27 protein-coding genes and 2 pseudogenes are annotated in these 25,704 nt (G+C 64.5%); 15 read left to right on the top strand and 14 right to left on the bottom strand.

The genetic code is table 11. The features are described from left to right. The first annotated feature begins 3 nt into the window (after positions 1–3). From B059_RS0111145 to B059_RS0111135, 3 genes are all read left to right on the top strand, one after another. Positions 4–378, top strand: a complete 375-nt coding sequence (locus B059_RS0111145; RefSeq protein ID WP_018078335.1) for a rhodanese-like domain-containing protein — start codon at positions 4–6, stop codon at positions 376–378. After that, entirely contained in the window at positions 375–830 is a 456-nt protein-coding gene (locus B059_RS0111140) for a chromate resistance protein ChrB domain-containing protein (RefSeq protein WP_018078334.1), read from the top strand. The genes B059_RS0111145 and B059_RS0111140 overlap by 4 nt, the downstream gene beginning before the upstream one ends. Before the next feature lie 92 nt (positions 831–922). Then, a complete protein-coding gene (locus B059_RS0111135; RefSeq protein WP_018078333.1) occupies positions 923–1,255 on the top strand; it encodes a TusE/DsrC/DsvC family sulfur relay protein in 333 nt (110 codons plus the stop codon). A 107-nt stretch (positions 1,256–1,362) separates the two neighbouring features. On the opposite strand, the gene B059_RS0111130 is transcribed toward B059_RS0111135, so the two are convergent. Further along, positions 1,363–1,710: a DMT family protein gene (locus B059_RS0111130; RefSeq protein WP_026177466.1), complete on the bottom strand. Its 348-nt coding sequence runs from the start codon at positions 1,708–1,710 to the stop codon at positions 1,363–1,365. A 79-nt stretch (positions 1,711–1,789) separates the two neighbouring features. On the opposite strand from B059_RS0111130, the gene purE reads away from it, so the two are divergent. Genes purE through B059_RS0111115 form a run of 3 tightly spaced genes read left to right on the top strand, consistent with a single transcriptional unit; the run spans position 1,790 to position 3,840 of the window. Further along, entirely contained in the window at positions 1,790–2,287 is a 498-nt protein-coding gene (purE, locus tag B059_RS0111125) for a 5-(carboxyamino)imidazole ribonucleotide mutase (RefSeq protein ID WP_018078331.1), read from the top strand. Beyond that, the gene (locus B059_RS0111120; RefSeq protein ID WP_018078330.1) at positions 2,277–3,413 is read left to right on the top strand and encodes a 5-(carboxyamino)imidazole ribonucleotide synthase; all 1,137 of its coding nucleotides are present in this window, start codon (positions 2,277–2,279) and stop codon (positions 3,411–3,413) included. The genes purE and B059_RS0111120 overlap by 11 nt, the downstream gene beginning before the upstream one ends. Further along, positions 3,403–3,840: a DUF192 domain-containing protein gene (locus tag B059_RS0111115; RefSeq protein WP_026177465.1), complete on the top strand. Its 438-nt coding sequence runs from the start codon at positions 3,403–3,405 to the stop codon at positions 3,838–3,840. The genes B059_RS0111120 and B059_RS0111115 overlap by 11 nt, the downstream gene beginning before the upstream one ends. A gap of 3 nt (positions 3,841–3,843) precedes the next feature. On the opposite strand, the gene B059_RS0111110 is transcribed toward B059_RS0111115, so the two are convergent. The 4 genes from B059_RS0111110 to purM are packed head-to-tail and all read right to left on the bottom strand — an operon-like array spanning position 3,844 to position 7,302. Next, a complete protein-coding gene (locus B059_RS0111110; protein ID WP_157273680.1) occupies positions 3,844–4,884 on the bottom strand; it encodes a DUF3108 domain-containing protein in 1,041 nt (346 codons plus the stop codon). 5 nt (positions 4,885–4,889) lie between these two features. Continuing rightward, on the bottom strand, positions 4,890–5,642 hold the full coding sequence (locus B059_RS0111105; protein ID WP_018078327.1) for a DUF3108 domain-containing protein: 753 nt from the start codon (positions 5,640–5,642) through the stop codon (positions 4,890–4,892). Between the two features lie 2 nt (positions 5,643–5,644). After that, the gene (gene purN, locus B059_RS0111100) at positions 5,645–6,277 is read right to left on the bottom strand and encodes a phosphoribosylglycinamide formyltransferase (protein WP_018078326.1); all 633 of its coding nucleotides are present in this window, start codon (positions 6,275–6,277) and stop codon (positions 5,645–5,647) included. Then, on the bottom strand, positions 6,274–7,302 hold the full coding sequence (gene purM / locus B059_RS0111095; protein WP_211206902.1) for a phosphoribosylformylglycinamidine cyclo-ligase: 1,029 nt from the start codon (positions 7,300–7,302) through the stop codon (positions 6,274–6,276). Before purM ends, purN begins: the two co-directional genes overlap by 4 nt. On the opposite strand from purM, the pseudogene B059_RS21455 reads away from it, so the two are divergent. The 3 genes and pseudogenes from B059_RS21455 to B059_RS0111085 form a co-directional block, all read left to right on the top strand. Further along, positions 7,292–8,344 (top strand): annotated as a pseudogene (locus B059_RS21455) (AI-2E family transporter); the annotation flags it as partial. The gene purM and the pseudogene B059_RS21455 sit on opposite strands and share 11 nt — an antisense overlap. A gap of 87 nt (positions 8,345–8,431) precedes the next feature. Next, on the top strand, positions 8,432–9,328 hold the full coding sequence (locus B059_RS21450) for a phosphoribosylaminoimidazolesuccinocarboxamide synthase (RefSeq protein ID WP_038058640.1): 897 nt from the start codon (positions 8,432–8,434) through the stop codon (positions 9,326–9,328). Positions 9,329–9,491: 163 nt separating this feature from the next. After that, positions 9,492–10,754 (top strand): YeeE/YedE family protein, encoded by a 1,263-nt coding sequence (locus tag B059_RS0111085; RefSeq protein ID WP_018078323.1) that lies wholly within the window; start codon positions 9,492–9,494, stop codon positions 10,752–10,754. Between the two features lie 101 nt (positions 10,755–10,855). Here the strand turns inward: B059_RS0111085 and B059_RS0111080 are convergent, their stop codons facing one another. Next, entirely contained in the window at positions 10,856–11,608 is a 753-nt protein-coding gene (locus tag B059_RS0111080; RefSeq protein WP_018078322.1) for an alpha/beta hydrolase, read from the bottom strand. A 178-nt stretch (positions 11,609–11,786) separates the two neighbouring features. Between B059_RS0111080 and B059_RS0111075 the strand changes: the two genes are divergently transcribed. Beyond that, complete coding sequence (locus tag B059_RS0111075; RefSeq protein WP_051068511.1) at positions 11,787–12,821, top strand: HD-GYP domain-containing protein; 1,035 nt, start codon at positions 11,787–11,789, stop codon at positions 12,819–12,821. A 10-nt stretch (positions 12,822–12,831) separates the two neighbouring features. Continuing rightward, entirely contained in the window at positions 12,832–14,784 is a 1,953-nt protein-coding gene (locus B059_RS0111070; RefSeq protein ID WP_018078320.1) for an ATP-binding protein, read from the top strand. Here B059_RS0111070 and B059_RS20360 read toward each other — a convergent pair. Then, positions 14,776–15,720, bottom strand: a pseudogene (locus B059_RS20360) (IS481 family transposase); the annotation flags it as partial. The gene B059_RS0111070 and the pseudogene B059_RS20360 sit on opposite strands and share 9 nt — an antisense overlap. Before the next feature lie 87 nt (positions 15,721–15,807). On the opposite strand from B059_RS20360, the gene B059_RS0111060 reads away from it, so the two are divergent. Then, the gene (locus tag B059_RS0111060; protein WP_245538784.1) at positions 15,808–16,386 is read left to right on the top strand and encodes an Hpt domain-containing protein; all 579 of its coding nucleotides are present in this window, start codon (positions 15,808–15,810) and stop codon (positions 16,384–16,386) included. Here B059_RS0111060 and B059_RS0111055 read toward each other — a convergent pair. The 5 genes from B059_RS0111055 to B059_RS0111035 all read right to left on the bottom strand — a co-directional run bounded on the left by B059_RS0111055 (position 16,366) and on the right by B059_RS0111035 (position 20,104). After that, a complete protein-coding gene (locus tag B059_RS0111055) occupies positions 16,366–17,271 on the bottom strand; it encodes a crotonase/enoyl-CoA hydratase family protein (protein WP_018078317.1) in 906 nt (301 codons plus the stop codon). The genes B059_RS0111060 and B059_RS0111055 overlap by 21 nt on opposite strands. A gap of 178 nt (positions 17,272–17,449) precedes the next feature. After that, positions 17,450–18,253, bottom strand: a complete 804-nt coding sequence (locus B059_RS0111050) for a sulfite exporter TauE/SafE family protein (RefSeq protein WP_018078316.1) — start codon at positions 18,251–18,253, stop codon at positions 17,450–17,452. Further along, positions 18,250–18,705: an EVE domain-containing protein gene (locus B059_RS0111045; protein WP_018078315.1), complete on the bottom strand. Its 456-nt coding sequence runs from the start codon at positions 18,703–18,705 to the stop codon at positions 18,250–18,252. The genes B059_RS0111050 and B059_RS0111045 overlap by 4 nt, the downstream gene beginning before the upstream one ends. Before the next feature lie 5 nt (positions 18,706–18,710). Further along, on the bottom strand, positions 18,711–19,595 hold the full coding sequence (gene argB, locus B059_RS0111040) for an acetylglutamate kinase (RefSeq protein ID WP_018078314.1): 885 nt from the start codon (positions 19,593–19,595) through the stop codon (positions 18,711–18,713). 86 nt (positions 19,596–19,681) lie between these two features. Then, positions 19,682–20,104, bottom strand: coding sequence for an Hsp20/alpha crystallin family protein (locus B059_RS0111035; RefSeq protein ID WP_018078313.1), 423 nt, complete (start codon positions 20,102–20,104; stop codon positions 19,682–19,684). A gap of 592 nt (positions 20,105–20,696) precedes the next feature. Between B059_RS0111035 and B059_RS0111030 the strand changes: the two genes are divergently transcribed. From B059_RS0111030 to B059_RS0111020, 3 genes are read left to right on the top strand one after another with little or no spacing between them, the layout of a single operon-like run. Next, the gene (locus B059_RS0111030) at positions 20,697–21,020 is read left to right on the top strand and encodes an HvfA family oxazolone/thioamide-modified RiPP metallophore (protein WP_245538783.1); all 324 of its coding nucleotides are present in this window, start codon (positions 20,697–20,699) and stop codon (positions 21,018–21,020) included. Positions 21,021–21,033: 13 nt separating this feature from the next. Continuing rightward, positions 21,034–21,885 carry an HvfB family MNIO-type RiPP peptide maturase gene (locus B059_RS0111025; RefSeq protein ID WP_018078311.1) on the top strand — a complete coding sequence of 284 codons (852 nt, stop codon included), beginning with the start codon at positions 21,034–21,036 and terminating at the stop codon, positions 21,883–21,885. Beyond that, positions 21,860–22,621 (top strand): HvfC family RiPP maturation protein, encoded by a 762-nt coding sequence (locus B059_RS0111020; protein WP_018078310.1) that lies wholly within the window; start codon positions 21,860–21,862, stop codon positions 22,619–22,621. Before B059_RS0111025 ends, B059_RS0111020 begins: the two co-directional genes overlap by 26 nt. A 106-nt stretch (positions 22,622–22,727) precedes the next feature. On the opposite strand, the gene B059_RS0111015 is transcribed toward B059_RS0111020, so the two are convergent. Next, positions 22,728–23,186, bottom strand: a complete 459-nt coding sequence (locus B059_RS0111015; RefSeq protein WP_018078309.1) for a copper chaperone PCu(A)C — start codon at positions 23,184–23,186, stop codon at positions 22,728–22,730. A gap of 13 nt (positions 23,187–23,199) precedes the next feature. After that, on the bottom strand, positions 23,200–25,497 hold the full coding sequence (locus B059_RS0111010) for a TonB-dependent receptor plug domain-containing protein (RefSeq protein WP_038058635.1): 2,298 nt from the start codon (positions 25,495–25,497) through the stop codon (positions 23,200–23,202). Positions 25,498–25,704 lie beyond the last annotated feature (207 nt).

Here is a 25,704-nt window from a genome sequence, read left to right as displayed (position 1 = left end):
AACATGGAGATCAAGATCCAGGCACCGAAGCGTTGCGGCTGTTCCAATCCCACCGATAAATGCGAGGAGCTGGCACGCACCATCAAACCCGCCAAACTGGACCCCGACACCACCCTGGTGTTCGACGTGCGGCGCGAAAGCGACTATGCCGCGTCCAGCGAGACCATTCCCGGCGCGATGTGGAAAAACCCGGACAAGATCGACGCCTGGATCGGCGCCGTCCCGCGCACGCTCGACGTAGTGATCTACTGCGTGCGAGGCGGCACAGTATCGAACAGCGTGGTCGACCGCCTGCAGGCTGCCGGCGTCAAGGCACGCTTCATCGAGGGCGGCTTCGAAGCCTACAAGGCCGCGGGCGGCAAGGTCGCTGCCAAATGAAATGGGTCACCCGCGAACGCCCGAAGATCGACCGCATCGCCTGCCCCTGGCTGATTGCGCGCTTCATCGATCCGGCCGCTGAATTTCTCTACGTACCCGCCGCCGAGGTGCTGAAAGTCGCGCAAGAAACCGGCGCGACACCCTACGACATCCCTGGCGTGGAATACGGCCATGTCGGCGAGCTGTGCAGCTTCGATGCCTTTTTGCGTTTGCACGATCTGCGCGACCCGGCCTTGCAGCAGCTCGCCGTCATCGTGCGCGGCGCCGACACCGCGCGGCTTGATCTCGCGCCGCAATGCGCCGGCCTGCTGGCGCAATCGCTCGGCCTTTCGGCGCTGTTCGCGGACGACCACGTCATGTTGCAGCACGGCATGCTGATGTACGACGCCTACTATGCCTGGCTCAGGCAGGCGCGCGACGAGCCCCATGGCGGGAAACCGGCGGCGGCGTAAGCCGCGCCATGCCCATCGAAATTAGTTGACTAGTTTACTAGGTTATTCTATTGTGTGGCCTCGCAAATTTTATTGGACGCAAGGACTGCAACATGGAACGTGAAATCAACGGAAAAATCGTCGAAACCGACCCCGAAGGCTATCTGGTCAATCTGGATGACTGGTCCGAGGAACTGGCGGTCGAACTGGCCAAGGAAGACAAGCTGGAGCTGGGCGAAAACCACTGGAAGATCATCCATTACATGCGTGACCAGTTCGCCCAGAACGGCACCGCGCCCAACCTGCGCTTCCTGCAGAAGGGCCTGAAGGAAGAGTTCGGCAACGAATGGGGCGACAAGAAATTCCTGTTCGACCTGTTCCCGTTCGGCCCCGCCAAGCAGGCCGGCCGCTACGCCGGCACCCCGAAGCCGACCGGCTGCGTCTGAGGCCCCCCCCGCCGCCGCATCAAACGCCCCGCCCCGTGCGGGGCGTTTTGTCTGGGCGCCCCATGGTGCACGTGCAGCAAGGCCGCAGGCTGCGCGCGGCGCAGCATCTACACCGATTCGCGGAACATGAAATAGATCGCGCCCATCAGGCACAGCGCCGCCCACAGGAAATCCCACTTCAGCTCCACCTTCATGTAGAGCACGGCGAACGGAATGAACACCGACAGCGCGATGACTTCCTGCATGATCTTCAACTGCGGCAGGCTCATCACGGTGAAGCCGATGCGGTTGGCCGGCACCTGCAGCAGGTACTCGAACAGGGCGATGCCCCAGCTGGCGAACGCCGCGACGATCCACGGCTGGTTGTTCATGTCTTTCAGATGGGCGTACCACGCGAAGGTCATGAACACGTTGGACAGCGTGAGCAGGGTCAGGGTCTGCAGGGAAGCGGGCATGGTCGTCTCCGAAATCGTACGCGCGCCATTGTAGGGAGTCTGCGCGCTAAAATGCCGGCTTTCGCATTCAGGAATCAGCATGATGAACGCGCCTCAGGTGGGTGTGGTGATGGGGTCTTCCAGCGATTGGGAGGTGATGAAGCATGCGGCGATGCTGCTGAAGCAGTTGGGCATCCACCATGAAACGAAGGTGGTGTCCGCGCATCGCACCCCGGATCTGCTGTACGAATACGCTTCCACTGCGGCGGCACGTGGCATCAAGGCGATCATCGCCGGTGCCGGTGGCGCCGCCCACCTGCCCGGCATGATCGCGTCGAAAACCATTGTGCCGGTGCTCGGCGTGCCGGTACCGTCGAAATACCTCAAGGGCCTGGATTCGCTGCTCTCCATCGTGCAGATGCCGAAGGGCATCCCGGTCGCCACCTTCGCCATCGGCGAGGCTGGCGCCGCCAACGCCGCGCTGTTCGCCGCCGCCCTGATCGCGCGCTACGACAACGGGCTCGCCGACCAACTCAACGACTTCCGCCGCGGCCAGGCGGATTCGGTGCTGGCAATGGAACTGCCCGATGTCGACTAGGCCGCTGCCCATCCTGCCCGGTGCCACCCTGGGCATCCTCGGCGGCGGCCAGCTCGGCCGCATGTTCACCATCGCCGCGCGCACCATGGGTTACCGGGTCATGGTGCTCGACCCCGATGGCGCCAGCCCCGCCGGGCAGATGGCCGATGTGCACCTGCAGGCGGATTACGCCGACCACGCCGCGCTGAAGCAGCTCGGCACCGCCTGCGCCGCCGTGACCACCGAATTCGAGAACGTCCCGGCGGCAAGCCTGATCGAACTGGCCAGCCATTGCCGGGTGTCGCCAGGCGCCGCCGCGGTGGCGATCGTGCAGGACCGCAGCCACGAAAAATCCTGGCTCGCCGACAACGGCTTCGCCACCGCGCCGTTCGCGCTGGTCTACAGCGAAGGCGACCTCGACGCCGCGCTGGCGGACACCGGCACGCCGGCGCTGCTGAAAGTGTCGCGCTTCGGCTACGACGGCAAGGGCCAGGCGCGGGTCGGCACGCTTGAGGAAGCCCGCGCTGCGTTCCGCGAATTCGGCGGCCAGCCCTGCGTGCTGGAAGGTTTCGTCGAACTGGAGCGCGAGGTATCGGTGGTGCTGGCGCGCGACGATGCCGGCGAGTGCGCGCTGTTTCCGGTCGCCGAAAATCGCCACGACAATGGCATTCTCGACGTCTCCATCGTTCCCGCCCGCGTGCCCGACAGCCTCGCCGCGCAGGCGCGCGACACGGCACGCGCGGTGGCCGACCGGCTCGGCTACGTCGGCGTGATGGCAGTCGAATTCTTCGTCGCCGGGGGCCGCCTGATGGTCAACGAAATCGCCCCGCGCCCGCACAACTCCGGCCACTACACGCTCGACGCCTGCGTCACCGACCAGTTCGAGCAGCAGGTGCGCGCGCTGTGCGGCCTGCCGCTGGGCGACACCCGCCTGCTGTCGCCGGTGGTGATGGTCAACCTGCTCGGCGACCGCTGGCGCAACGACGGCCCGCGCTGGGACACGCTGCTGGCGCACCCGGCCATCAAGCTGCATCTGTATGGCAAGCAAGCCGCGCGTCCGGGCCGCAAGATGGGGCATTTCAACGTGCTCGATGCCGATCCGGCCGCCGCGCTGCAACTGGCCGAACGGCTGCGCGATGCCTTATAGCGCATGGCTCAGGGCCGGCCGTTACAGCGCGCTTGCATTGCTCGTTTCATGCGGCGCCGCCGCGAACGACGCATCGCTGCCGCTACGCATCGGCCCGCATGTTTTCCAGGTTGAAGTCGCGGCCACGCCGCAGCAGCGCGAACGCGGCCTGATGGGCCGCACGCAGCTCCCCGCCGACGGCGGCATGCTGTTCGTGTTCGGGCAAGCGGCCCGGCATTGCTTCTGGATGCGCAACACCCCGCTGCCACTGTCGATTGCATTTGCCGACGCCCGCGGCCGCATCGTCACGCTCGCCGATATGCAGCCGCATAGCGACACCCTGCATTGTCCCGACACGGATGCGCGCTATGCGCTGGAAGTGCCGCAAGGGGAATTCCGGCGGCGCGGCATCGCGGCAGGCGCACAGATAGACGGCCTGCCGCAGTAGCTTTCAGGGCGCAATCGATTTCACCCTGAGTTCCACCGTGCTGCCCTTCTCGTCGCTGCGCAGCACGCGTACCGGCAGGTAATGCCGGTCGATCGCCAGCCATGCCTCGAAGCGGCCATCGTCGTCGGCCACCCGTGCAAGATGCAGGGTGCGCAATTCACCCAGCGCGGTCTGCAGGATTTCTTCGCCGCGCACCTCGTAACGGTAATCGCGCAGCCTCTTGCCGTTGAACACCGTATAGGTCAGCTGCCCGTCCGGCGGCGGTGCGGTCAGCGCCAGCTGGAAAAACAGGCTGAGCGCATCCTGCACATCGCCCTGATAGGCGAAATGGCGTGGCGCCCCCTTCGCCGGGATCAGCGTGAGGCTGTTGTTGGCCGCATCGAAGCGCGCGCGGCTGCGCTTGTCGCCACGCTGGTCCCAGAATTCCTCCGGCTGCAAGCCATGCGGCGTGATGCGGCCACGGCTGGTCTGCACGAAGCGGCCGCGGTAAAACACACCGGCGAGACCGCTGGCCGCCGCCACACTGGTCAGCGTGTAGTGCTCACCCTGGTTCACCCAGAGTAGCGTCTGCTCGCCCGCCGCCACACCGTAATGCACCCGAAAGTGCAGGTCGAGACGCGGCGGCAACGGGTTCAGTGTCGGCGGCGGTGCTTCGACCGGCGCTGCTGCGATGACGGGGGCTTCGTCGAGGCGCCCTGCGGGCGCATTGTTCAAATCGGTCGCCGCAACGGCCGCAGCTGCGGCCGCCTCGGTTTCCACTTCGGTTTCCACTTCGGTTTCTGCTTCGGTTTCTGCTTCGGCAGGCAATTCAGGCGGCGGCGCGGCGCGGGCCGGCGGCGCCCGGGAGGCGGCCGGTGGAGCCGGCAAGAGCGCGGCGGCCGTCACGACGGTGGGCGGTTTGGCAAGCAGCCGCGCTTCGAACGGGGGCGGTTCGGCAGGCGGCTGCCACTGCGGCAGCCGCCAACCCAAAGCGCCGATCAAGGTGCCGTGCAGTAGCAGCGAAGCCGCCAGGGCCAGCCACCAGGGGCGTAGCCTGCGCCCCATCGGCATCAGCCTTTGATGCTGGCGCTCACCAGGCGCTGTTCGAGCGTGGCGCCGTCATCGAATACCCGGATCTGCACCGGCAGGTTCTGACGCGCCGGCGCAACCCATACGGTGATGGCTTTCTCGCCCGGCTTCTGTTCGACGCGCTGGTATTGCTGGGTGGCCAGCGTCCCCAGCGGCGTCACGATGGCACCGCCATCGCTGCGCGTGTAATGGTAGTCGTCCAGATCGCGCCGACTTACCACCTGCAGGGCATAGTCGGCGGGCAGGCTGGGGGCGAACATGAACTGGTAGAGCTGCGACAGCTGATCCTGTGTCCCGTTCTTCAGGCCTTTCATCTGCCATGACTCGCCCTTGTATTGCCAGGCAATGCTGCGTTGTTTCCAGTCGAGGCGTGCACTCGCCAGCTTGTGCGGCGCATCGCTGCGGGCATACTGGAAACGTGTCGGCCGCAGTCCCTGCGGCGTCACCACGCCGCTGCTTTCGAGGCGGATGCTGCCCGGCCACAGCATTTTCAGCGGGCCGTTGGCGCGGGTTTCGCTGCTTAGCATGTAGCGGCTGCCGTTGCGGGTAAAGGTATCGATCACCTGGCCGAGCTTGTGGCCGTTGCGGTAGAAGTCGTACACCAGGTTCATTTGCGTCGGCGGCGCATACGACTCCACACGGGCTTCAGCCCGCGGTGGATCGGGGTCCCTGGGCGCGGCCTGGGCCGTCGCCGCGATCATGAAACCGGATGCCAGTAACAGATGTTTGAACATGCTCACACTCCGTGGGGAAACACAGACTGTGACGCCGGATCGTCCATCAAGTTTACCCGGCCATGCTGATTGAGCAGGCGGCCCTCGGCAAACCAGCGGATCGCCTGCGGGTAGATGCGGTGTTCCTGTTCCAGGACCCGCGTGGCGAGGGCATCGGCCGTATCGTCCGCCCGCACCGGCACCGCGGCCTGGATGACGATGGGGCCGTGATCCAGCTCGGCGGTAACGAAGTGCACGGTGCAGCCGTGGATTTTCACGCCTTCCGCCAGGGCGCGTTCGTGCGTCTTCAATCCCGGGAAAGCGGGCAGCAGCGAGGGGTGGATATTCAGCAGGCGGCCTTCGAAACGCGCGATGAAGGCCGAACTGAGGATGCGCATGTAGCCCGCCAGCACCACCAGGTCGGGCTGGTGGCGCGCGACTTCGTCGGCCAGCAGGACGTCGAAAGCGGCGCGATCGGGATGCGCGATGTGGTCGAGCACGACGGTGGTCAGGCCGTGCTCATGTGCGTAGGCCAGTCCTGCCGCCTGCGGGCGGTTGCCGATGACGGCGACGATATCAATTGGCAGCTGCGCTTCGGCGATCGCCTGTAAATTGCTGCCGCGCCCCGACAGCAGCACGACGACGCGGCAGGTCACAGATAAAGCACCTGCTCCGCGCCATCGGGACGCGCGACGATTTCGCCGACCTGCCATACGGTTTCACCGCTCGCCTGCAGGTGCGCCATCGCGGCGGCGGCGTCCGCGGCGGCGGCGACGACGCACAGGCCGATGCCGCAGTTGAAGGTGCGCAGCATTTCATCCGGCGCGACGTTGCCGGCCTGCTGCAGCCAGTCGAACAGCGGCGGACGCGTCCACGCGGCCTGATCGATCCGGGCTGCCACGCCCTCCGGCAGGCAGCGCGGCAGATTGCCGGTGATGCCGCCGCCGGTGATGTGCGCCATGCCCTTGACCGGCAGCTTCTCCAGCAGCGCCAAGAGCGGCTTGACGTAGATCCGCGTCGGCTCCATCACGGCGTCGGCAAACGGACGGCCGTGGAAATCGGACTTGAGGCCGATGCCGGACACGTCGATCAGCTTGCGGATCAGCGAATAGCCGTTGGAATGCGCGCCGGAAGACGCCAACCCGAGCACCACGTCGCCCGGCACGATGGACTGGCCGCCGATGAGCCTGGATTTTTCCACCACGCCGACGGCAAAGCCGGCGAGGTCGTATTCACCCTCGGCATACATGCCGGGCATTTCGGCGGTCTCGCCGCCGATCAGCGCGCAGCCGGCCTGCTCGCAGCCCTTCGCAATGCCGGCGATCACCGCTTCGGCGGTGTCCAGCGTGAGCTTGCCGCAGGCGAAGTAGTCGAGGAAAAACAGCGGCTCGGCGCCCTGCACCAGGATGTCGTTGACGCTCATCGCGACGAGGTCGATGCCGACGCTGTCGTGGCGGTTCAGTTCGAACGCCAGTTTGAGTTTGGTGCCGACGCCGTCGGTACCGGACACCAGCACCGGTTCCCGGTATTTCTTGGATATCTCGATCAGCGCGCCGAAGCCGCCGATGCCGGCCAGCACTTCGGGGCGCATGGTGCGTTTGGCCAGCGGCTTGATGCGTTCGACCAGCGCATCGCCGGCGTCGATATCGACGCCAGCATCTTTGTAGGAAATGGATGACACGCCCGGCTCCAGAAGCAAAAAGTGCGCTATTTTACCGCCTATGAACGCGATCCGCCCGCTCAACATTCCCTGGCTTGCCCTTGCCTTCCTGCTCGTCACGGGCGGACTGATCTACCTGCTCGGCCCCATCCTCACGCCGTTTCTGGCAGGCGCCCTGCTCGCCTACATCTTCGATCCGCTGGTCGACCGGCTGGAGGCGCGCCGCATTCCACGCGCGGCCGGCACCGTGATCGTCATCGTGCTCGCAGGGCTGCTGCTGCTCGCGCTGCTGCTGGTGGCGCTGCCGCTGTTCCAGGGGCAGTTCGCGGAATTGTCGCAGCGCGTTCCACGCGCACTCGATCTCTTGCAGACCCGTTTTCTGCCGTGGCTTGCGCAGACTTTCGGCATTACCATCGACCCCAATCTGGACGCGCTGAAAACCTGGCTCACCGAGAAAGCCGCGCAGACCGGCGCCGCCTGGCTGCCCACCCTGCAGACCGGCGCACTCGCCGTCGTCGGCGTGCTGGCCAACCTGCTGCTGATCCCGGTAGTGATGTTCTATCTGCTGAAGGACTGGGACGTGATGGTGGCACGCGTCGCCACGCTTACGCCGCGCGCCTGGATGGCTGGCGTCGGCCGCGTGGCACGTGACATGGACGCGGTGGTCGGCGAGTTCCTGCGCGGGCAGATGGCGGTGATGGCCACCCTTTCCCTGTATTACACGCTGGCGCTGTGGGTAGCGGGACTGGATTACGCGCTACCGATCGGCATCCTCACCGGCGTGCTGTCCTTCGTGCCCTTTCTCGGTTTCGGCCTCGGCATGATCCTGGCGCTGCTGGTGGCCTTGCTGCAGTTTGCCGACTGGATCGGGGTAGCCTGGGTGGCGGGTATTTATCTGGCCGGTCAAGCGCTGGAAAGCTATGTCGTCACCCCGCGCCTGGTCGGCGAGCGTGTCGGCCTGCATCCGGTGGCGGTGATCTTCGCGCTGGCTGCGTTCGGCCAGTTGTTCGGCTTCGTCGGCGTGCTGCTGGCGGTGCCGCTGGCAGGCGTGCTGCTGGTGGCGCTGCGCGAACTGCGCGACGCCTACCTCGCCAGCACATTCTATCGCGACAGCTATAATGCCGGCTCTTCCGATTCCGCAACGCCCACCATGTCCGCATCGCCCCTCGGCCAACCCCTGCTCGAATCGCGCATCACCTCGCTGCCGCTGGTGCACCGCGGCAAGGTACGCGACATCTACGCCGTCGGCGACGACGCGCTCCTGATCGTCACCACCGACCGCCTGTCGGCGTTCGACGTGGTGATGCCCGTTCCCATCCCCGGCAAGGGCGAGGTGCTGACCCGGGTATCGGCCTTCTGGTTCGACCGCCTGAAATCCATCGTGCCGAGCCAGGCGCTTGGTATCGCACCGGAATCGGTCGTCGCGGAAAACGAACGCGACCAAGTAGCCGGCCGCGCCATCGTGGTGAAAAAGCTGAAGGCACTGCCGGTGGAAGCGATTGTGCGCGGTTATCTGGCGGGTTCGGGCTGGAAGGAATACCAGTCCAGTCAGTCGGTGTGCGGCATCGCCCTGCCTGCCGGTCTCAGGCAGGCCGACCGCCTGCCGCAACCGATCTTCACGCCGTCGACCAAGGCGGCACTCGGCGCGCACGACGAGAACATCAGTTTTGACCAGATGGCCACGCTGATCGGCGCCGATCTGGCCGCCCAGGTGCGCGACGTCAGCCTTGCGCTGTATAAGGCTGCGGCGGAATATGCGCTTACACGCGGCATCATCATCGCCGACACCAAGTTCGAGTTCGGCCAGGATGAAGAGGGCCGGCTGGTGTGGATCGACGAGGCGCTGACCCCCGATTCGTCGCGCTTCTGGCCGGCCGATCAGTACCGGCCCGGCAGCAATCCGCCCAGTTTCGACAAGCAGTTCGTGCGCGACTGGCTGGTGGCCAGCGGCTGGAACAAGCAGGCACCGGGACCGGCGTTGCCGGCCGAGATCGTCGACAAGACCAGCGCGAAATACCGCGAGGCGATGACGCGGCTGCTGGGGTAAAGCCCCCTCCTGCAGACAAACCGGCCTACGCACAACAGTAGGAATGGACCTGTTCCCGGCGTTCGCATGGCATTACCATTCAGGACTAGGCAGCTCGCGTACCCTCTTTCATCCGGGCGCGCGGCACACGCCGCTTCCCCTGTTCCGCACAAGAGATAGAGTCATGATCTACGAAGATTTTGCAAGCGCTCAATCATTTTTCCTGTGGTCGACCTTTGGGATCGCCCTGATCATGGGCGCCGTCGTCAACAAAACCGGCTTCTGCACCATGGGCGCCGTCTCCGACTGGGTCAACATGGGCGACACCGGCCGTATGCGTGCCTGGATACTGGCCATCGCGGTCGGCGTACTCGGCGTGACGGGCCTGGAAGCCGCCGGCCTGGTCAACGTCACCAGCACCTTCCCGCCCTACCGCCAGACCAATTTCGTCTGGCTGGAGAACGTGCTCGGCGGCGTCCTGTTCGGCATCGGCATGACGCTTGCCTCGGGCTGCGGCAACAAGACCCTGATCCGCATCGGCGGCGGCAACATCAAGTCGGTCATGGTGCTGCTGGTCATCGCCGTGATTGCCTATTTCATGATCAACCCCTTCCCTGGCAGCGACAAGACCCTGTATTCCACCCTGTTCTATTCCTGGACCAATCCGACCGCAGTCGCACTGACCACCAACCAGGATCTCGGTGCGATGCTGTTCGGCGACAACGCCGCCACCGGCCGCATGGTGGCGGGTGGCGTCATCGGCGGCCTGCTGCTGGTCTGGGCGTTCAAGTCGGCCGAATTCCGCACCAGTTTCGACAACCTCCTCGGTGGCCTCGTGGTCGGCCTCGCGGTGCTCGCCGCCTGGTATGTCACCAGTAACATCACGGTCAACGCCGACGGCGAAATGATGGCGCTGCAAGCCTACGTGCAGGACTGGGATCTGTATGCGCCGGCCGATGCGGTCCGGCCCGCCGCCGCCGGCCCGCTCGCTTCGCAGTCTTTCACCTTCATCAACCCGATGGGGCAAACCCTCGGCTACGTGGCGGGCGGCTTCGACCGCACCCTGCTCACCTTCGGCATCATGGCGCTGGCGGGCGTGATCGCCGGCTCCCTGCTGTGGGCGCTGATCTCGCGCAGCTTCCGCATCGAGTGGTTCGCCTCCGGCCGCGACTTCATCAACCATTTCATCGGGGCGATCCTGATGGGCTTCGGCGGCGTGCTGGCGATGGGCTGTACCATCGGCCAGGGGATTACCGGCTTCTCCACCCTGGCGCTGGGCTCCATCTTCACCTTCGTCGCCATCGTGTTCGGCAGCGCCGTCACCATGAAGGTGCAGTACTACAAGATGGTGTATGAGGCCGATGCCACGTTCCTCAAGTCCTTCGTCACTGCGCTGGTCGACCTCAAGCTGCTGCCCGCCGGCATGCGCAAGCTGGAAGCGGTATAAGTTCTGTGCAGCTTCCTTGCCCGGCAAAAAGCCCCGCTCCTGGCGGGGCTTTTTGCCGGGCTGCAACACCGGGCCTCACGCACGACGGCTCACTGCCCGGGCTATTCCAGCGTCGCGTCAAGGAAGCCGGCTACGGCGGCCACCATCTCGGCTTCGTGCCCGGTGAAGAAATGGTCGGCACGGGCAATCACCGTCTGCTTCGAAGCAGACGCAGCCAGGCTTTGCTTGCGCTTGCCCGCATTCGCCAGCACCGCCGGCAGATCGTTGTCGCCGTACAAATCCAGAATCGGCAGTTTCAGCGCGGCATAGTCGTCCACCGAAATGCCCAGGCTGGCCCACGATTTCACCGCCGGATCCAGTTTCCCGGCCAGGAATACCCGGCTCATGCGCGAGCCCATGCTATGGGAAACAATGGCCAGCTGGGTGTAGCCCTTGGCCTTGAGAAATTCGACCGCCTCGGCGATGCGCTCGGCCGCTTCGGGGAAGGTCGGCGTATAGGCCTCACCCTTGGCATCGGCCGCCAGCACCGGCATCTGGATCGACAAGGTGGTGAACCCGCGGTCCGCCAGTTCGGTGCGCAGTGTACCGACCATGCCCCAGTCGGGATGAATACCCATGCCATGGACGACCACCACTGCCTTGTGGGTGTCGGCCACCGGCGTGAACAGCGCAAGGAATTTGTGATGCCCGCGCGGGGTTTGCAGATAAACCGGATCGCCCACCACCAGTCCGGGCACCACCTCATCCGCCCATTTCTTCTCGCGTGCATAATCCGCCGCCGGCTCGGCAGAAACCGCCAAGGAAAACAGCGCCGCCAGCCCGGCCATCAGACCCAGCAACAGGTTTTTCTTCATCTCTCCACTCCTGGACGTTAAAGTTCATATTCGACTTGCCCGATAATTCAACGAAATTGCAGTTTTATCAACCATTTCAGAGTTAAAGACAGTGACTGCCAAGCAGCTGCGTATTGTGCCTTCCTTCGGGCCGCCTGGTCCGGCACGCGACACACGCCCGCGCAGCGGGGCGCGCGTGATGATCGTCGACGATCGCAGCACCGCCCGCAGCCTGCTGGAAGGCCTGGCACGCACGCTGGAGCCGGGTGTCATCGTGGAAAGCTTTGCCGATCCACAGGATGCACTGGTGCGGATGCACCTTGCGACACCGGATCTCATCATCACCGACTACCGCATGCCCGGCATGGACGGCATCGAATTCACCCGCCGGGTCCGCGCCGAACGTCACCTGGCTGAGATACCGATTCTCATCGTCACCGTGGTGGAAGACCGTCAGGTCCGCTATCAGGCGCTGGAAAACGGCGCGACCGATTTCCTCACCCGGCCGATCGACCCGCAGGAATGCCGTGCCCGCTGCCTCAACCTGCTGGCACTGCGGCGCAGCCAGAAAATGGTGAACGACCGCGCACTATGGCTGGAAGAGCAGGTGATGCAGGCTACCCGCGAAGTGCGCACGCGCGAACGCGAAACCCTGATGAAGCTGGCCAAGGCAGGCGAATATCGCGACCAGGAAACCGGCAATCACATCATCCGCATGTCGAAGTACGCCCGTCTGATCGCCGAGAAACTCAATCTCTCCGCAATGGAATGCGATGAGATCGAAGCCGCCGCGCCGATGCACGACATCGGCAAGATCGGCATCCCCGATCTGGTTCTGCTCAAACCCGGCCGGCATACCCCGGAGGAGCAGAAAATCATGCGCCGCCACCCGCTGATCGGGCACGAGATTCTCGACGGCAGTCCGTCGCGCTATCTGCAGATGGGCGCGGTGATCGCACTCGGCCACCACGAAAAATTCGACGGCAGCGGTTACCCGCAAGGTCTGGCCGGCGAGGACATCCCGCTGCCAGCGCGCATCGTGGCGGTGGCCGACGTATTCGACGCGCTCACGTCCGACCGCCCCTACAAGCGCGCCTGGTCGTTCCAGGACGCGCTGAACTACATCCAGTCGGAAAGCGGCAGACACTTCGATCCTGCTTGCGTGCGCGCCTTCGAGTTGCGCATCGATGCCGTAGCGGCCATCATGCGCGATCTGGGCGACGCGCCCGGCTGAATCTCTGCCTGTGTTGAACCTGCTCTCCCGCCCCGCTTTTGTCGAACGCTTGCAAAGGCGGGTTCAGGCACGCCCGGACACCGAGTTTCAGCAGGCATTGATCCGCCTGTGCATTGTTGCCGGCTTCTATCTGTATTTCTCGCTTGGCGGCCCGGGACACGGCGCCACCCTGTCCGAGCAAGTCCATTTTCTTGGACTGAGCTTCACGCTGGTTTCCCTTGCACTGCTGATCGGCACGGTCGTCGATCCGGGCGTCTCCGTGATCCGTCGCGGCACCGGCATGCTGCACGACTTCACCGTCGCCACCTACATGCTGGCCATCTCGAACGAAACCGGGGCGCCCATCGTCGCCATCTACCTTTGGGTCACGCTGGGCAACGGTTTCCGCTATGGCGTACCGTATCTGCTGGTTTCGATGCTGGCGTCCGCGGCCGGATTCATCGTGGTTTACCAGTTCAATCCCTTCTGGCACGCACATACGCCACTCTGGTGGGGCATGTGGCTGATGCTCATCGTCGTCCCGCTTTACACGTCCAGCCTGCTGAGGCAGCTGCACGGTGCCGTCAGGCGGGAAAAGGTGGCCAACCAGGCCAAATCGAGCTTCCTCGCCAACATGAGCCATGAACTCCGCACGCCGCTCAACGGCGTCATTGGCGTTGCCGATCTGCTGGCGGAAACGAAGCTCGACAAGGAACAAAAGGAATTTGCCCAGATCATCCGCGCATCGGCCCACACCCTGCTGGAGCTGATCGACAACGTGCTCGACATTTCGCGCATCGAAACCGGCCGCCTTGCCACGACGGAAGAGGACTTCGACCTGCACCGCCTGGTCAACGGCACGGTCGTGATGCTGGAAACCCTGGCGCAGCGCAAGGGGCTCGTGCTGGGGGCGCACATTGCGCCGCAGACGCCGTTTCAGCTACATGGCGATGCGCGCCACCTGCGCCAGATCCTCATCAACCTGATCGGCAATGCCATCAAGTTCACCGAACACGGCCGGGTCGACGTCTACATCCGCCCGGCCGGGCAAGGCCACCCGCAACGCCTGCGCTTCGAGATCGTCGATACCGGCATCGGCATTCCGGAAGCCGCGCAGGCACGCATATTCGACAGCTTTACCCAGGCCGATCCCTCCGTCACCCGCCGCTTCGGCGGCAGCGGGCTGGGCACCACCATTGCCAAACAGCTGGTGGAAGCGCTGGATGGGCACATCGGCCTGCACAGCCGCGAAGGGGAAGGCACGACATTCTGGTTCGAGCTGCCATTCGCATTGCAAGCCGCCCAGCCCGTCGTAGCCACGGAACAATTCGACACGCCTATGCGGGTGGCGATTCTGGCGGGCGGCGAACTGAGCGCCCGCATCCAGACGATGATCCGCAACTGGGGTGCCGAAACCGTGACGGTGGACAACACCGCCCGGCTTGCCGCCGAATTGTCCGCCTACCTGTCGGGCGGCACACCGCTGGGCGCGGTGGTGGTGGAACGCGGTGTGCTGCCGGGCGACCCGGGCGCCTTCCTGCACCTGCTGCGCGACGATCCCGGCCTGGCTGCGTTGCCGGTCATCCTGATCGAGTCCGATGCCGGCATGGCTCTGACACGCGACACGCAGTTGATGCGTGACGGCTACGCGTCGGTGCTGCGGACGCCGGTCAATACGACGCTTTTGTTCAATGCCATTCACGCGGCCGTCAGCCATGACATGCCGCACAACGTGGTATCGCTGGCCAACCGCTTCCAGGCCCAGACCGGGCAGACAGCCCCGCTGCGCATCCTGGTGGCGGAAGACAATCCGGTCAACCAGCGGGTGATTCGCGGCCTCCTGGAGCACGCCGGGCACGAGGCTTATCTGGCGCACGACGGCGAGGAAGCCCTGAGCATGCTCGAATCCGGCGATCACACTTACCATCTGGCCATTATCGACATGCACATGCCGCAGCTGTCGGGGCCCGAAGTAGTTGTGTAACCCCACCAGGTTATTCAGCGAATTCAAGCGGCTGACGGGAGGCAAGTATCCCAGACTGGCGTGGGGTCGATGCCAGTTGTAGCGATGCAGCCATCCCGGTAATTGTTCCGTTCGCTGGGCCGAGGACTCGTAGCAACGCGCATACGCCCACTCACGCAACGCCGTCTGAATGAAGCGCTCCGCCTTGCCGTTGGTACGCGGCGTATACGGTTTCGTGAACTTGTGCCGGATGCCGAGACGGCGGCACAGCCGCCCGAACTTGCGCGAGCGATACGCCACACCGTTGTCGGTCAGCACCCGCACAAAGCGGATGCCCAGACGGCGGTAATACCGGACGGCGTCCAGCAAGGCCCGGCAAGCGCTCCGGGCGGTTTCGTCCGGCAGCACGCTGGCCGTGGCGAGGCGCGTATGGTCGTCGATGGCGATATGCACGTACTCCCAGCCCGCGCCGCGCGAATGCACCGTCCGATCCGCCGTCACCCGGTGGCCGGGGCGCTCGAAACGCCCGAGTTTCTTGATGTCGAGGTGCAGCATCTCGCCGGGCGCGTCGTGTTCGTAGCGCTGAACCGGCGGCGCAGGCTCCAGGCTGGCGAGCCGGTTCAAACCTTGACGAACCAGCACGCGTCCGACGCTGCTGTGGCCGACGTTCAGGCTCTGGCTGATCTGGCGATACGTCTGGCGTTCGGTACGCGCAGCGACGATGCTTGCCTGAGTGGCTTCGGGAAGCGCCTGCGGACAGTGATGCGGGCGAGAGCTGCGATCGACGAGCCCATTCGCGCCTTCTTCGCGGAAACGGCGCAGCCATTTGTAGGCGGTGCGCACACTCACGCCCGCAGACTGCGCGGCTTCTTCGGGACGCAGGCCGTGCTCCAGGATGCGTTCGACCAACAGGGCTCGACCGCGCGGCGTTAATCGGGCATTTTTATGGCTGTTCATTCGGGGCTCCGGGTCATTGGTTTGGTTTCGCAGCCCCAATTCTCCGGGTAAGTCCCGAGTGAACAACCTATTGAGAGATCACAAGTAGTGCAACGCTGGCGCTTCATGGAAAAGGGGCATCTGCCCATCATCATGCTCACCGCCGACGCGCGCGCCGAGGCACAGGATGCCTGCGAGGCAGCGGGGGCGGACAGCTTCCTCACCAAGCCGGTCAACAGCCGCGAACTCGTGGATCTCATTGCCCGGCTGGCCAGCCAGCAGGTGCAAGCCCCTGCCGCCGCCCCGCCCCGCGCGCAGCAGCGGGAAGAGCTGGATGAATCGGTACTGGACGATCTCGCCCAACTGGGCGGGCATGATTTTGTGCGGGATCTGCTCACCAGTTTCGAGGAGGACAGCGAACGTTCACTGCGCGATATCGAGCGCGCCCTGGCCAGTCAGGACTATGGCCAATGGCACGACCAGCTGCACATGCTGAAAGGCGGCGCCAGCGATGTCGGAGCCAGCCGGCTGGCACAGCTTTGCACCGAAGCCGAGCGCATCAAACCCTATGAGATGGGCGACGCGTGCACGCGCCAAAAGCTGGACGACGTGCGGCTTGCGCTCAACGAGGCGCAAACCGCCCTGATGGCCTATCTGGACCGGAAATTACGCGCCGAAAGCCTGTGACGGCTCCGCTGCAGCAACCGTTCCGGTCTTGCTGGTTTGTCGGCTGACCAGCCGCTCCATCATCCGCAAATCCTTTGCTTCCAGACGCAGGGCAGCATCCACCCAGATTTCGGTGATGTGGACCAGCTCATCGTATGGCGCGGGCTGGCTGACTTCGCGCGCGGCGCGCAAGGCGAGGATCCCGTTGCGGGATTTCTCCTCGCGCCGGATATAGTCGCAAACCGCACCCTCCCCCTCGCCCGGCTCCGCCAGCACATCCACCACACCCATTTCGTACAGCTCCTCAGCCAGATAGAGCTTGCCGCTACGGATGATTTTCTCGGCCTGGTGATGCCCTACACGACGCCCCAGAAAAGTCATCGCGCCCATCCCCGGGAACAGATTGAAGAGGATTTCCGGCAGCCCCATTCTGGCGCCGCGTTCGGCGATCAACACATTGGCCGCCAGTGCGCTTTCGAATCCACCGCCGAGCGCCTGCCCCTGAACCAGGGCGATGCTCGTTACATTGGGCCGGTTCAGGTGGCTGTGCACCGCATAGGAACAGTCGATGCAGGAAATGGCGTAATGAAGCAGCGCATCGCGATCACGCGCCTCGATATGCCGCATGAAGAGGCTCAGGTCGCCTCCCAGGCTGAAGGTGTCGGGCACCTTCGAGGCGAGAACGAAATATTTCACGTCCATCTGCGCGTGATCATCGATCATCCCGATCATGCCGTTGCCCCAGGCCAGCAGTTCACTCAGCAAGGTTGGCGTAAAACAAGGACGTGGTTCCGCGTGCATATACCCCCAGGCGACCTGGCTGTGCGGATCGAAATACGTGGTGAGCTGCGTGTATGCGTTTTGTTGGGGTTGCAGCGTGGTGTGTACAGCTTGCAGGTGTGCCATGAGTATCTCCGCGTAGTTATTGAATTAATCGGCCATGCGATGAGTTTTCGGCATGTGTCGAAAGACTAGCGCGGCAGATGCAGCCACTCAAGCATGAAATCGTTACATATGGCTCGTCTCAACATCTGGTGCAGCAGCGTGTCACCGAAGGCTAGATCGTGGTGCGGCCCTACGCCGCCTAGAATGTCCATGCCATGCGCAGCGCCAGCACCATCAGCAGCAGCGCAAAAACCCGCTTCAACGGCCTCACCGGCAGGCGATGGGCGGTGCGCGCACCGAGCGGCGCGGTCAGCACGCTGCCCAGCACGATGCCGAAGAGCGCCGGCAAATAGACGAAACCGAGACTGCCGGCGGGCAAGCCGCTGGCGCCCCAGCCACCCAGCACGTAGCCGGCCGCGCCGGCGATGGCGATCGGAAATCCGATCGCCGCGGAGGTGGCGATCGCCCGGTGCAGCGGGACGTTGTGCCACAGCATGAAGGGAACCGACAGGGTGCCGCCGCCGATGCCGACCCAGCTCGACACCGCGCCGATGACGCCGCCCGCCAGCGTCATCGCAGCCGGCCCCGGCAGGCCGCGATGCGGCGCCGGTTTGAAGTCCAGCCACATCTGGATGGCGGCATAGAACAGGAAGGCGACGAAGAACAGCTTCAGCAGCGTCGCCGGCATCTGCGCTGCCAGCACCGCACCGGCCAGCGTGCCGAGCACGATGCCGGGCGCGATGCGCCGCAGCAGCGGCCAGACGACCGCGCCGTGGCGATGGTGCGCGCGCACGCTGGACAGCGAGGTGAACAGGATCGAGGCGAGCGAAGTGCCGAGCGCCAGTTGCGGTTCCAAGCCGGCAGCCAGCCCCTGCGCGTGCAGCAGGAAAATCAGCACCGGCACGATGATGAGGCCGCCGCCGACACCGAGCAGACCGGCGACGAAGCCGACCACCAGCCCCAGTCCGCCGTAGCCCGCCAGCAGCGCAGGGTCGGCGATCACAGGTGCTTGACGATGAAGTCGTACTCGGCCGGGTCGACCGGCGTGATCGACAGGCGATTGCCTTTCTGCAGGATGCGCATGCGGGCGAGCTCGGGATAGCCGCGGATTTCCCTCAGCGGCATCAGCCGCGTCTTCTTCACCAGCCTGACGTCGACGTTGAACCAGCGCGGCGTTTCCGGCGTCGCCTTGGGATCGAAGTACGTGTTCTTCGGATCGAACTGGGTGGCATCGGGGTATGCCGCCACGTTGACCTCGGCCAGCCCGGCGATGCCCGGCTCGGCGCACGACGAATGGTAGAACAGCACCTTGTCGCCGGGCCGCATCTGGTCGCGCATGAAATTGCGCGCCTGGTAATTGCGCACGCCGTACCAGGCGACGCTCTGCTCGGGCATGGCGGCGAGGTCGTCGATGCTGACGTCGGAGGGTTCGGATTTCATCAGCCAGTAGCGCATATCGCTCAGTCCCGCTTGATCAGAGTGCCGACGCCTTCCGGGGTGAGCACTTCCAGCAGCAGCGCGTGCTCGACGCGGCCGTCGATGATGTGCGCGGTCTTCACCCCGCTGTTGACTGCGTCGACCGCGTAGCCCACCTTCGGAATCATGCCGCCGGAGATGGTGCCGTCGGCGATCAGCTCGTCGACCTCGCGCGGCGTGAGCCCGGTCAGCAGCTGCATTTGCTTGTCGAGTACACCCGGGGTGTTGGTCATGAAGATGACCTTCTCCGCCTGCAGCACGCCGGCGATCTTGCCCGCGGCGACGTCGGCGTTGATGTTGTAGGCATTGCCCGCGGCGTCGGTGCCGAGCGGTGCGACCACCGGGATGAAGTCGCGCGCGTCGAGCACCTGGATGATCTCCGGGTCGATGCTGGTGATCTCGCCGACCTGGCCGATGTCGAGCATCTCGTCGGCCTTCTCCTTGCTCTTCACCAGCATCTTCTTCGCATGGATGAAGTTGCCGTCCTTGCCGGTCAGCCCCACCGCGCGGCCGCCGTGCTTGTTGATCAGCGTCACGATGTCCTGGTTGACCAGCCCGCCGAGCACCATCTCGACGACGTCGAGCGTCTCCTCGTCGGTCACCCGCATGCCCTGGATGAACTCGCTCTGCTTGCCGATGCGCTGCAACAGGCCGGCGATCTGCGGGCCGCCACCGTGCACCACCACCGGGTTCATCCCCACCAGCTTCAGCAGCACCACGTCCTTGGCGAAGGCCTCCATCAGGTGGCGTTCGGTCATGGCGTTACCGCCGTACTTGATGACGATGGTCTTGTCGTAGAAACGCTGGATGTACGGCAGCGCCTCGGACAGGATGTGCGCCTTCTCGGCGGCAGTATGAGAGGGGGTCATGGCGATTCCGGATTGAGTTTGAGGCGGATTTTACGCCAATAGAAAAGGCGGCGCGAAGCCGCCTTTTCAACTGCGCGGGACTGCGTTTACTGCACTGCCAGCCGCCTGGCCGCAGTCGCGACCTTCTTCGGCAGCACCAGTTGCAGCACACCGTCCTGGTAACGGGCGGTGGCGGCAGCTTCGTCCACCTCGTGTTCCAGCGCGAAGCTGCGACCGACGCGGCCGAAATAACGTTCGCGGCGCAGCACTTTTTCACCGTCCTTCTGCTCGGTGTTTTTCTTCACCTCGGCGCTGATCGCCACGGTGTTGCCGTCGATCGTGACCTGGATGTCATCCTTGGCCACGCCCGGAATATCGGCATGAACGGCATAACTTTTCTCATCCTCTTTCACGTCCAGACGAATTTGCGGTGCCTCCCTGTCCAGCTGCACCGGACGGAAAAAACCGCGGAACAGGGTATCCAGCGGATCGGCTGCTTCAAACGGGTCATAACGGGTGATATGGGCCATGGTGTCCTCCTTCGGGTTGACAAACACACTCTGCTAAAACCGATCTGGGGCGCTCCATCTCCATTTCAAGAGCCCGGCTTGCCGCTGCGTGCGCGTCTGCCGAATACCCGCACAGCAGGCAATGCCAGACCGGGAACGGACATTCACCGGCGCATTGAAGGCGGGGCGGCGTAAAATGGCGCCGGTGTACGGGGAAGTACGGAACTTGCGTCGCCGGTCATGGACGAACGACTACCGTTTGCCGGCCGCCCGGCTGAAACGACCGTCCGCCAAGGCTACGGCCGGAACCGCGCGCCGTTCGGGGAAGGTTTCGCCTGTTCCGGAATGAAACGGCAGCAGGCGAGGCCGCCCGGAGCGCGGTGCCGGCGGCGCAGCGAAAGAGGATTGCCAAAGAAACCCGATTCATGGGTTTCCTGCAATAAAAACCACCGGGCTTCCGGTGCATTGTGTTGTTATTGAGCCATTCGAACCGTTATTTAGAGAGAACATTATGTCCAGCAAAAAACCCCTGATTTCCGTCGCTATTGGTTCCGCATTTGCTGCTGCCCTTGGCGCAGCGCCCATCGCCTCCGCAGCCGAGAACCCTTTCGCCATGCAATCCCTGGACAAGGGCTACATGCTTGCTGACGCCGGGAAAATGGGTGAAGGCAAGTGCGGTGCGGGCAAGTGCGGCGCCGCCATGATGAAAGCCGACAAGGATGGCAAAAACTGCATGGCCGATACCAATCAGGACGGCAAGGTCAGCAGGGAAGAGTTCACCAAGCAGCATGAAGCCATGTTCGACATGAAGGATGCCAACAAGGATGGCTTCATCGACAAGGATGAAATGGCCAAGATGATGGAGGGCAAATGCGGCGGCATGAAGGCAGGGGAAGGCAAATGCGGTGCGGGCAAGAGCGGCACCATGACGAAATAATCACTGGCCTGCCGTGAACTCCCTGCGCCTTGCCGGCGCGGGGCTGGGCTTCCGGCGCGAGCTCATTGCCGCGCTGAAAATCCAGGTCCCCGCTGCCATCGATTTCTTCGAACTCGCTCCGGAGAACTGGATCGACCTGGGTGGCGCGCATGGCCGCGACTTGCGCTGTTTTACCGAACGCTATCCGTTCGTCTGTCACGGCCTGTCGCTGTCGCTCGGCGGCCCGACCCCGCTCGACGAGCTGCTGCTGCATAAAACGCGGCAATTCATGGATACGCACGGCATCCAGCTGTATACCGAACACCTGTCGTACTGCTCGGACGACGGGCACCTGTACGATCTGCTGCCGATCCCCTTCACGGAGGAGGCGGTGAAATACGTCGCCGCGCGCATCCGCCGCGCGCAGGACATCCTGGAACGCCGCATCGCCATCGAGAACGCGTCGTTCTACGTTGCCGCGCCGATCGCCGACATGGACGAGGCGGACTTCATCCGCGCGGTGCTGCTCGAAGCCGACTGCGACCTGCATCTGGACGTCAACAACGTCTATGTCAACAGCGTCAACCACCGCTACGACCCGGTCGAATTCATCCGCACCCTGCCCACCGGACGGATCGTCTACATGCACATGGCGGGACATTACCGGGAAGCGGACGATCTGCTGATCGACACCCACGGCGCCGCCGTGATCGACCCGGTATGGGCGCTGCTCGATGAAACCTACCGCATCCACGGCGTCGCCCCCACGCTGCTGGAACGCGACTTCAACATTCCGCCGCTGGCCGAACTGACGCGCGAGGTCGAACGCATCGCCCGCATCCAGGCCGCGCACCAAGCCCATGAGCGAGCCGTCCGCGCTTCCTGAATTCCAGCGCTATCAGCTCGCCTTCGCCGCGCACATCCGCGACCCGCAGGCACATCCGCGTCCGGCCGGCGTCGCGGCGCGGCGCATGAAGGTTTACAACGCAATCCTGTTCAACAACGTCGAGAGCTTTCTGCTTTCCTGCTTTCCGGTGCTGCGGCAGGTGCTCGGCGCCCGCAAATGGTCCCGGCTGGTGCGCGTCTTCTTCAGCACGCACCGCAGCCGCACGCCCTACTTTCGCCAGATCCCGGACGAGTTTGTGCAGTTCCTGCAGAACGAATGGGCCCCGGCGCAAGGCTATCCGCCTTTCACCCTGGCGCTGGCCCATTACGAATGGATCGAACTGGTGCTGTCGGTATCGAATCGCAGCATCGCCTGCGGTGTCGATGCGCAGGGCGATCTGCTCGACGACGTCCCCGTGCTGAATCCGGTGCTGGCCAACCTGCGCTACGACTGGCCCGTGCACCGGATCGCTCCGCGCCGCAAGATTCAGCCTGCCGAAACCTGGCTGCTGGTGTTCCGCGACGCAGCCGACCGGGTGCAGTTCAGCGAAATCAACGCATTCACCGCACGCCTGCTGACCCTGCTGGAGCGCGGCACGCTGAACGGGCGTGCCGCGCTGGCAGGCCTCGCCGCGGAAAGCCGCCATCCCGACCCTGCGCTCATCCTGCAGGCCGGCACAGCATTATTGGAGGACCTGCGCGCACGCGGTGTCATTGCGGGAACCTGCGTGGCCTGACCCGGCATGCCGCGTGCGCGATGCGTATTGAGGATCAAAAGGCGGCGTTCCGGGCTTCAGACCGAACCGCCTGCGCCGCCGCAGGCACCACACGCACCGCGCTGCCTCAGTGATGCCGATGCGCCGCGCCACCATCCATGCGGGCGGCGCGTGCGACCGCATTCACCTCGACCGTCTGCCGTTTGCCGCCGGACTCGACCACCAGGGTGAGCGGAATGACATCACCTGCTGCAATCGGCTTTTTCAGATTCATCAGCATGATGTGAAAGCCGCCAGGCTTGAGCGTAACCGTCTTGCCTTGCGGCAGGTCGATCGCCTTCACTTCGCGCATGCGCATCACGCCGCCGTCCATTTTCATTTCGTGCACCTCCACCCGCGGCACCGCCTGGCTGGATGCGCCGATCAGACGCGCATCGGCATCGGCCCGGAGCTGCATGTAAGCGCCGCTGACCGGCTGCCCCGGCATGGTGGCGCGCACCCACGCGTCGGTCACGCCGATATTGGCGGCCCAGGCAGGCAGGCCGGCGGCACTGGCCAGGAGCACGGCGGCAACAAGCGCTTTCATCGATAACTCCTCTTCAGAACTGGTAATTCAAGGCAGTGTAGATCGAACGGCCCATGCCTGGAACCGGGGTACCCCATTGCGGCACGGTCATTGCCGTGGTGCTGGCGGTCATCGTCGTGCCCTGGCCGATATAGGCGCCGCCGAGCGGATGGTAGTAAAGACGGTCGAACACGTTCTCCACGCCGAAATCGACACGCAGTTTTTTCCACGCATGGCTGCCGCGCAGGTTGAGGAGCGCGTAGCCGGGGGTTTCCATCTCGTTGCGCATGGCGGAGACGTCATCCTTGCGGCCGACCATCACCACTTCGGCGGCGTTGTCCCAGCCGCGCAGCTTGTGCGTCAGCGTCAGCCTGGCGTTGAGCGGCATGATGTTGTAGAGGTTGTCGCCGGTATCACGGTTCTCGCCCCGGGTGTAGCTGACGAGACCCTTGAGTCCATACTCACCCGTGTCGGTCTTCGCCAGCGGCATCTTGCCCGACAGGTCGATGCCGTAGAGCCGCGCCGACTGGTTGGCGAACTTGAGTACCGTGAACTGGTCAGTCACCAGCGTCGTGCCCGGCGCGTTCGCCGCGGCGTTCCACTGGACCGCGTCGACGTAGTCGGTGACATGGGTGTAGTACGGCGTGGCCTTGAGCTCCCAGCTGCGATCGGCCGCGTGCCAGTCGAAGGTCGCGGACACGGTATTGGCCTGCTCGGGGTCGAGGTCGAGGTTGCCGATGTAGCCGTTGCCGTCGCCGGCCCAGTTGACCATCAGCGCCGCCATCTGCCAGGTCGACCAGGCGTAGCGCTCGTGCAGGTTGGGCGAACGCGTCTTGTGGGCGAAGCCGAACTCGATGTCGCGAGTGGCGTCGGGCGTGTAGCGCGCCAACACGGTCATGTCCCAGTTGTTATCCGTCTTCGAGCGATCCGCGGCGTTGAACGCGGCGCTGTCTCGCAACTGGTTACCCGAGTCCGGCGCGGCCGTCTTGTAGCCATGCACCTCCCCGGCATCCATGCTCACCCGCTCGAAGCGCACGCCGGCGAGCGTCATCCACTGCGGGCTGTGCTGCCTTTCCCATTCGCCGAAGACCGCCGCGCGGTCGCGCTCGCCGTCGTTGACGTTCAGGAAGGCGTTGGGCCACATGCCCGCGCCCGAGGCCGGCCACCAGTCGTCGAGCCGGTAGCGCTGGTATTCGGTGCCGACGCGCAGCAGGTCCTGCTGCGTCAGGTCGATATCGGCCTTGACGACGACCCCGGTGTTGGTGCTCTCCGTATTCATCGGCATGCCGGTGGCGCAGGTTGCGCTGGGGCCAGCACAAGGAGCACCGAGATAAGCGGGGTTTCCTGCCTGATACCAGTATTTCTTGTCGGCGCCGAAGTCCATGAAGTGCTCGACGTCCTCATGGTAGACGCGCGCCTCCAGTTTGCCCCAGGCGAGGTCGCCGGCGTAGCGCAGGTTGACGCGCTTCTGCTCGTTGGCGAGCAGGTCCATGCGCTGGTTTGGCCACAGTTGCTCGGGCATGTCCTGGTAGCCGAATTTTGCCTCGAAGAGATGGCTGCCGCCGCGGAACGCCAGGCCCAGCGTGTGGTTGCGCGTGTCGTACGCGGTCGAACCGACTTCGTCGGCCGGCAGGGTGTGCCCCGGGCGGCCGGTGAAGCCGGCGGGCGTTCCCGCGACGAAGAGTCTGTCCTTGAAGTTGCCGCCGGCGTCGTAGTTGTCCGATCGGGCGATGGCGCCGGTATAGGAAATGTTGAACCCCTCGGTCGCGTAGGTGGCTGCCGCGTTGGCGCCTTTGGCCTTGCCGTTGCTGCGGTAGTAGGTGCCGACCTCGCCCTTGACGAGGCTGCCCTCGCCCGGCTTGGCGAACACGGGATCCGCGGTCTTGGCGACGATCGCGCCGCCGATGCTGTCGCCACCGACGCTGACCGGTGCGATGCCGGCGTAGACACCGATCGATTCGACCTGCGACGGATCCAGGTAGGACAGTGCCGGATTCATGTGATTGGGGCAGGCCGAGATCAGGTCCATGCCGTCGACCTTGATGCGCAGACGGTCGTCCGCCAGCCCGTGGATCGCGGGCAGGCTGGAGATCCCGCCGGCACCGTACAGGCCCACCCCCGGAACGTCCCTGAGCAGGCTCGCCGTGTCGCTCGTCGTGGCACGCAGTGCCGGCGCATTCCTGACCTCGGCGGCGAACGGTGCAGCCTTCTCCAGGGTATCCACCACCTCGACGGTCGGCAATTGCGCTTCGTTCGCGCTGGCGCCGAGCGGCAGCAGGCTGGCGGCAATCAGGGCCGGCAGCAGACGGGGGGCAAAAACAGGACACGGCATGTCGATCACGCTCCGAAAGAGAACAAAAGGGACTCGATTGTCCTGTTTCAGGCGTGCCCGCGGAATGTGGCAAATCGTCGCAGAGCGCGTGACCGCGCCGGAAAATGCCGCTGCGTAGACAGCAGCGCATGGGTCGAACGCATTACCTGGCGCGCAGGTTGCGCACGCAACCGGACAAATTGTCGCACCCCACGGTGTATCGCAATG

Source organism: Thiobacillus denitrificans DSM 12475 (genome assembly GCF_000376425.1).
Lineage (GTDB): Bacteria > Pseudomonadota > Gammaproteobacteria > Burkholderiales > Thiobacillaceae > Thiobacillus > Thiobacillus denitrificans.
The sequence above is the reverse complement of the archived record's forward strand: the minus strand, read 5'-3'. Positions and strand labels throughout refer to the sequence as shown.

What these genes read in the sequence shown, in the direction of transcription:
- B059_RS0111135 (WP_018078333.1), top strand. Translation starts at nt 923, where the DNA reads ATGGAACGTGAAATCAACGGAAAAATCGTCGAAACCGACCCCGAAGGC.
- B059_RS0111120 (WP_018078330.1), top strand. Translation starts at nt 2,277, where the DNA reads ATGTCGACTAGGCCGCTGCCCATCCTGCCCGGTGCCACCCTGGGCATC.
- B059_RS0111055 (WP_018078317.1), bottom strand. Translation starts at nt 17,271, where the DNA reads ATGGCACACCTGCAAGCTGTACACACCACGCTGCAACCCCAACAAAAC.
- argB (WP_018078314.1), bottom strand. Translation starts at nt 19,595, where the DNA reads ATGACCCCCTCTCATACTGCCGCCGAGAAGGCGCACATCCTGTCCGAG.
- B059_RS0111030 (WP_245538783.1), top strand. Translation starts at nt 20,697, where the DNA reads ATGCAATCCCTGGACAAGGGCTACATGCTTGCTGACGCCGGGAAAATG.
- B059_RS0111110 (WP_157273680.1), bottom strand. Translation starts at nt 4,884, where the DNA reads ATGGGGCGCAGGCTACGCCCCTGGTGGCTGGCCCTGGCGGCTTCGCTG.
- B059_RS0111145 (WP_018078335.1), top strand. Translation starts at nt 4, where the DNA reads ATGGAGATCAAGATCCAGGCACCGAAGCGTTGCGGCTGTTCCAATCCC.
- purE (WP_018078331.1), top strand. Translation starts at nt 1,790, where the DNA reads ATGATGAACGCGCCTCAGGTGGGTGTGGTGATGGGGTCTTCCAGCGAT.
- B059_RS0111105 (WP_018078327.1), bottom strand. Translation starts at nt 5,642, where the DNA reads ATGTTCAAACATCTGTTACTGGCATCCGGTTTCATGATCGCGGCGACG.
- B059_RS21450 (WP_038058640.1), top strand. Translation starts at nt 8,432, where the DNA reads ATGTCCGCATCGCCCCTCGGCCAACCCCTGCTCGAATCGCGCATCACC.
- B059_RS0111080 (WP_018078322.1), bottom strand. Translation starts at nt 11,608, where the DNA reads ATGAAGAAAAACCTGTTGCTGGGTCTGATGGCCGGGCTGGCGGCGCTG.
- B059_RS0111130 (WP_026177466.1), bottom strand. Translation starts at nt 1,710, where the DNA reads ATGCCCGCTTCCCTGCAGACCCTGACCCTGCTCACGCTGTCCAACGTG.
- B059_RS0111015 (WP_018078309.1), bottom strand. Translation starts at nt 23,186, where the DNA reads ATGAAAGCGCTTGTTGCCGCCGTGCTCCTGGCCAGTGCCGCCGGCCTG.
- B059_RS0111115 (WP_026177465.1), top strand. Translation starts at nt 3,403, where the DNA reads ATGCCTTATAGCGCATGGCTCAGGGCCGGCCGTTACAGCGCGCTTGCA.
- B059_RS0111010 (WP_038058635.1), bottom strand. Translation starts at nt 25,497, where the DNA reads ATGCCGTGTCCTGTTTTTGCCCCCCGTCTGCTGCCGGCCCTGATTGCC.
- B059_RS0111045 (WP_018078315.1), bottom strand. Translation starts at nt 18,705, where the DNA reads ATGCGCTACTGGCTGATGAAATCCGAACCCTCCGACGTCAGCATCGAC.
- B059_RS0111085 (WP_018078323.1), top strand. Translation starts at nt 9,492, where the DNA reads ATGATCTACGAAGATTTTGCAAGCGCTCAATCATTTTTCCTGTGGTCG.
- B059_RS0111020 (WP_018078310.1), top strand. Translation starts at nt 21,860, where the DNA reads ATGAGCGAGCCGTCCGCGCTTCCTGAATTCCAGCGCTATCAGCTCGCC.
- B059_RS0111035 (WP_018078313.1), bottom strand. Translation starts at nt 20,104, where the DNA reads ATGGCCCATATCACCCGTTATGACCCGTTTGAAGCAGCCGATCCGCTG.
- B059_RS0111140 (WP_018078334.1), top strand. Translation starts at nt 375, where the DNA reads ATGAAATGGGTCACCCGCGAACGCCCGAAGATCGACCGCATCGCCTGC.
- B059_RS0111075 (WP_051068511.1), top strand. Translation starts at nt 11,787, where the DNA reads ATGATCGTCGACGATCGCAGCACCGCCCGCAGCCTGCTGGAAGGCCTG.